This window comes from Sphingobium sp. C100 (assembly GCF_000508185.1).
GTDB lineage: Bacteria > Pseudomonadota > Alphaproteobacteria > Sphingomonadales > Sphingomonadaceae > Sphingobium.
In genome coordinates this window covers 1-4,918 of sequence record NZ_AYOY01000060.1, presented here as the reverse complement: position 1 = coordinate 4,918, position 4,918 = coordinate 1, and the positions used below count along the sequence as shown (strand labels likewise).

3 protein-coding genes and 2 pseudogenes are annotated in these 4,918 nt (G+C 64.7%); all 5 read right to left on the bottom strand.

The window, feature by feature from the left end; genetic code table 11:
• Window positions 1–656 (bottom strand): annotated as a pseudogene (locus C100_RS30490) (RsmB/NOP family class I SAM-dependent RNA methyltransferase); the annotation flags it as partial.
• A 114-nt stretch (window positions 657–770) separates the two neighbouring features.
• The gene (gene guaB, locus C100_RS30485) at window positions 771–2,228 is read right to left on the bottom strand and encodes an IMP dehydrogenase (protein ID WP_024018829.1); all 1,458 of its coding nucleotides are present in this window, start codon (window positions 2,226–2,228) and stop codon (window positions 771–773) included.
• A gap of 202 nt (window positions 2,229–2,430) precedes the next feature.
• The gene (gene lpdA / locus C100_RS30480; RefSeq protein ID WP_024018828.1) at window positions 2,431–3,831 is read right to left on the bottom strand and encodes a dihydrolipoyl dehydrogenase; all 1,401 of its coding nucleotides are present in this window, start codon (window positions 3,829–3,831) and stop codon (window positions 2,431–2,433) included.
• Window positions 3,832–3,880: 49 nt separating this feature from the next.
• A pseudogene (locus C100_RS30475) lies at window positions 3,881–4,143 on the bottom strand (GIY-YIG nuclease family protein).
• 73 nt (window positions 4,144–4,216) lie between these two features.
• Window positions 4,217–4,918 (bottom strand): dihydrolipoyllysine-residue succinyltransferase (gene sucB / locus C100_RS30470; protein WP_024018827.1); only part of this gene is annotated, 702 nt, incomplete at its 5' end.

Here is a 4,918-nt window from a genome sequence, read left to right as displayed (position 1 = left end):
GCCGCCAGCGCCAGCGTCTTGCCGCCAGCGCCGGCGCACAGGTCCATCACGGTCATGCCGGGTCGCGCGCCACAGGCCGCCGCGATCCACTGGCTGCCGGCGTCCTGAACCTCGACCAGGCCATCTTTCCACGGTGCGCCCTGCTCGACGGGATAGCCCTCCGGCAAGCGCAGCGCATCGGGCAGGCCCGCGATCGGCCGGGCATCGGGCAATTGCGGCGCAACCTCGGCCGCTGTCGCCTTCAGGCGGTTGACGCGCAGATCGACGGGCGCGCGGCCCAGCAGCGCATCCTGCTCCACCGGCGCGGCAAACAGGGGCTGGAGCCAGACGGGAACATCGCCCGCCTCCGCGCCGCTCTCTCCCGGCTCGATCGGCGCCGGGCCGTGGGGTGAACCGTCGAACAGGGCAGCGATTTCGGGTCGCTCCAGCGCCAGGCCGACCACCGCCGCGCGGCCGTCGTCGGGGCGTTCCCCGGCGCGGCGGATCGCGTCATAGACATGGTCGCGCACCGCCCGGCGGTCGCGCGAGCCGGCATAACGCCGTTCCTTGAAATAACGCGCGATCAGCGTATCGGCCGCCGGCCCGCCATCACGCGCCGAGGCGATGATGAGGTCCAGCAGATCGATCGCGGCCTGGATGCGGGCGGAGGGGGTCATCGATGCCTTCCCCCCTCCCTGTCGGGAGGGGTCTGGATGGGGGTTGCCGCAGGAAGCTCCCTGCGCTGGCAACCACCCCTACCCCCTCCTTTGTCAGGGAGAGGGATTATAGTGTCAGCGCGTCGGGTAGTTGGGCGCTTCGCGCGTGATCGTCACGTCGTGGACATGGCTTTCCGAAAGCCCCGCATTGGTGATCTGGACGAAGCGGGCGCGCTCCTGAAGATCCTTGATCGTGCGGCTGCCGGTATAGCCCATCGCCGCCTTCACGCCGCCGACCAGCTGATGGATGACGTCCTTGGCCGGTCCCTTGAACGGCACCTGACCCTCAATCCCTTCGGGCACCAGCTTCATCTGGTCCTTGATGTCGGCCTGGAAATAGCGGTCGGCGCTGCCGCGCGCCATCGCGCCGACGCTGCCCATGCCGCGATAGCTCTTATAGGCGCGGCCCTGGTAAAGGAAGGTTTCGCCCGGCGCCTCGGCCGTGCCAGCCAGCAACGATCCGACCATGACACAACCCGCGCCCGCGGCCAGCGCCTTGGCCACGTCGCCCGACGTGCGCAGTCCGCCATCGGCGATCACCGGCACGCCCTGCTTCGCCGCTTCCTCGGCCGAATCCATCACGGCGGTCAACTGTGGCACGCCGACGCCCGCGACGACGCGGGTGGTGCAGATGGAACCGGGGCCGATGCCGACCTTCACGCAGTCCGCGCCCGCGCCGATCAGCGCCTTGGTCGCTTCGGCGGTGGCGACATTGCCGGCCACGACCTGAACATGGTTGGACAGTTTCTTCACCGCCTCGACCGCCGCCGACACCTGCCTGCTATGGCCATGGGCGGTGTCGATGACGATGAGGTCGCATTCCGCATCGATCAGCGCCTTGCTGCGTTCCAGCCCCGTTTCGCCCACGGTGGAAGCAGCGGCGACGCGCAGGCGACCCGACGCATCCTTCGTCGCCTGGGGATAGGTAACCGCCTTTTCGATGTCCTTGACGGTGATGAGGCCGACGCAATGATAGGCGTCGTCCACCACCAGCAGCTTTTCAATGCGGCGCTGGTGCAACAGTCGCTGCGCCTCCTCCTGACCCACGCCGACCTTGACGGTGGCAAGATTGTCCTTCGTCATCAGTTCGCTGACCCGCTGGGCCGGATTTTCAGCGAAGCGGACATCGCGATGCGTCAGGATGCCGACCAGCTTGCCCGAATTTTCGACCACCGGAATACCGCTGATCTTGTGGCGCTGCATCAGCATCTGCGCATCGGCCAGCGTGGCAGTGGGCAGGATCGTGATGGGATTGACCACCATGCCGCTTTCGAAGCGCTTGACCGCGCGGACCGCGTCGGCCTGCTCCTCGACCGACAGGTTGCGGTGGAGGACGCCGATGCCGCCCAGTTGCGCCATGACGATGGCCATGTCGGCTTCCGTCACCGTATCCATGGCGGACGAGAGGATCGGGATGTTGAGCCTGATCTGGCGCGTGACCTGGGTGCTGGTGTCCGCCTGGCTGGGCAGCACATCGGATTCGGCGGGCTGCAACAGCACGTCGTCGAAGGTGAGGCCGAGGCGGATGTCCATGTGAAAGCCACTTTCTGCTGCGGGACGGACGGGTGCGTCCGATGGGGATTCGTGGCGGCCCATGTAACCACTCGCCCCTGAAACGACCAGACCCTTTGGCAGAATATTGCGCCGCCGACGAACGCCTGGGCGCCGGACGGCAGGCAAAAGAAAAGGCCCCCGGATGGAGGCCTTTCCTTTGATCGACAGGTTGCCGGTCGGATCACATATGGATCGGCTTGCCGGTGACGGCCATGGCCGCTTCCTTGATCGCCTCGCTATGCGTCGGGTGCGCGTGGCAGGTATAGGCGATATCCTCGCTCGACGCGCCGAATTCCATCGCCTGCGCCGCCTGCGCGATCATCGTGCCGGCGAGCGTGGCAATGATCCACACGCCCAGCACCTTGTCGGTTTCGGCGTCGGCGATGATCTTCACGAAACCCTCAGGCTCGTGATTGGTCTTGGCGCGGCTGTTGGCCATCATCGGGAATTTGCCGACCTTGATCGCGCCGCGCTCCTTGGCGACTTCCTCGGTCAGGCCCACGCCGGCAATCTCCGGCTTGGTGTAGACCACGCTCGGGATCACGTCATGGTTCACGATGCCGGTCAGGCCCGCGATATTCTCGGCAACGGCAATGCCTTCATCTTCGGCCTTGTGCGCGAGCATCGGGCCGGGGATGACGTCGCCGATCGCCCAGACGCCGGGCACCTTGGTCGCGAAGTCGTGATCGGTCTCGATCTGGCCGCGTTGATTGAGCTCCAGCCCGATCTTGTCGAGGCCAAGCCCTTCGGTATTGGGACGGCGGCCGATCGAGACGAGGACGACATCGGCCTCGATCTTCTCCGCCTCTCCGCCGGCCGCCGGCTCGACCGTCAGGGTCACGCCCTTCTTGCCGGCTTCGGCGCCCGTCACCTTGGTGCCGAGCTTATACTCGAAGCCCTGCTTCTTGAAGAGCTTGTTGGCTTCCTTGCGGACTTCGCCGTCCATGCCGGGCAGGATCTGGTCGAGATATTCGACCACCGTGACCTTGGCGCCCAGACGCTTCCAGACCGAACCCAGTTCCAGGCCGATCACGCCGCCGCCGACGACGACCAGATGATCGGGCACCTTGTCCAGTTCCAGCGCGCCGGTCGAATCGACGATCTTGCCGCCCGCATTATCGACCGCGACGCCCGGCAGCGGCGCGACCGACGAACCGGTGGCGATGACGATGTTCTTTGCCGTCACCTTTTCGCCATTCACTTCCACAGTGTTGGCGCCGGTGAAGCTGGCGAGGCCCTTGAGCCATGTCACCTTGTTCTTCTTGAACAGAAACTCGATGCCGCCGGTCAGGCCCTTGACCGCGTCGATGCGCTGGCCCTGCATGGTGGGCAGGTCCAGGCTCATCTTGTCGATCTTGACGCCCAGCTTGGCGAGCATGCCGTTCGCGGCCTCGTCATAAAGTTCCGATGCGTGCAGCAGCGCCTTGGACGGGATGCAACCGACATTGAGGCAAGTGCCGCCCAACGTCTCACGGCTTTCTGCGCAGGCGGTCTTGAGGCCCAGCTGCGCCGCGCGGATCGCCGCGACATAGCCGCCGGGGCCGGAACCGATCACCAGGACGTCATAATCGAACTCTGCCATCTCTCACCTCATTCTTGCGCTCCTGCGAACGCAGGAGCCCAGGGCGTCGTCAGAACAGCGTCTCGAACAAGTCCCGCCATGGCGGATTCCCCCGTTCGATCAACTCGATCTTCCAGGCGCGTTTCCATTTTTCATCCGCAGTTCGCGTTGCCGCGCCTCCTGCAGATCATCATTTGCTTCGAACCACACCAACATGGTGCAGCCATGGTGCTTCGTAAAGCCATCTGTCAGAACGTTGCGGTGTTGATAGGCTCCGGCGGCCAGGTCGCTCGTGACACCCAAATAGAGCGTGCCATTGCGCCTGCTGGCCATCAGATACATATCCCGCTTTCGTCGCTCTTCTCCACCCCGTGCTCCTGCTTTCGCAGGAGCACGTCGGATTGGCTTACAGGTCGATCAGCAGGCGGGTCGGGTCTTCGATCGCATTCTTGACCGCGACCAGGAAGGTCACCGCTTCGCGACCGTCGATCAGGCGATGATCGTAGCTCAGTGCCAGATACATCATCGGGCGGACAACCACCTGGCCGTTGCGGACGACCGGGCGGTCCTCGATGCGGTGGAGGCCCAGCACCGCCGACTGGGGCGGGTTGATGATCGGGGTCGACATCAGCGAACCGAACACGCCGCCGTTGGAGATGGTGAAGGTGCCGCCCTTCATATCTTCCATCGTCAGCTTGCCTTCCTTGGCCTTCTTGCCGAACTCGCCGATGGTCTTCTCGATCTTCGCGACGCTCATGCTCTCGGCATTGCGGATCACCGGAACGACCAGGCCGGTCGGCGCCGAGACCGCGACGGAGATGTCGCAGAAGTCGTTATAGACGATCTCATCGCCTTCGATCTGGCCATTGACCCCCGGAATGTCCTTGAGCGCCATGCACACGGCCTTGGTGAAGAAGCCCATGAAGCCCAGACGGACGCCATGCTTCTTTTCGAACAAGTCCTTATATTTGGTCCGCGCCTCGATGACGTTCGTCATGTCGACATCGTTGAAGGTGGTGAGCAGCGCGGCGTTGTTCTGCGCTTCCTTCAGGCGCTTGGCGACCGTCTGGCGCAGGCGGGTCATCTTCACCCGTTCCTGCTTGCGGCT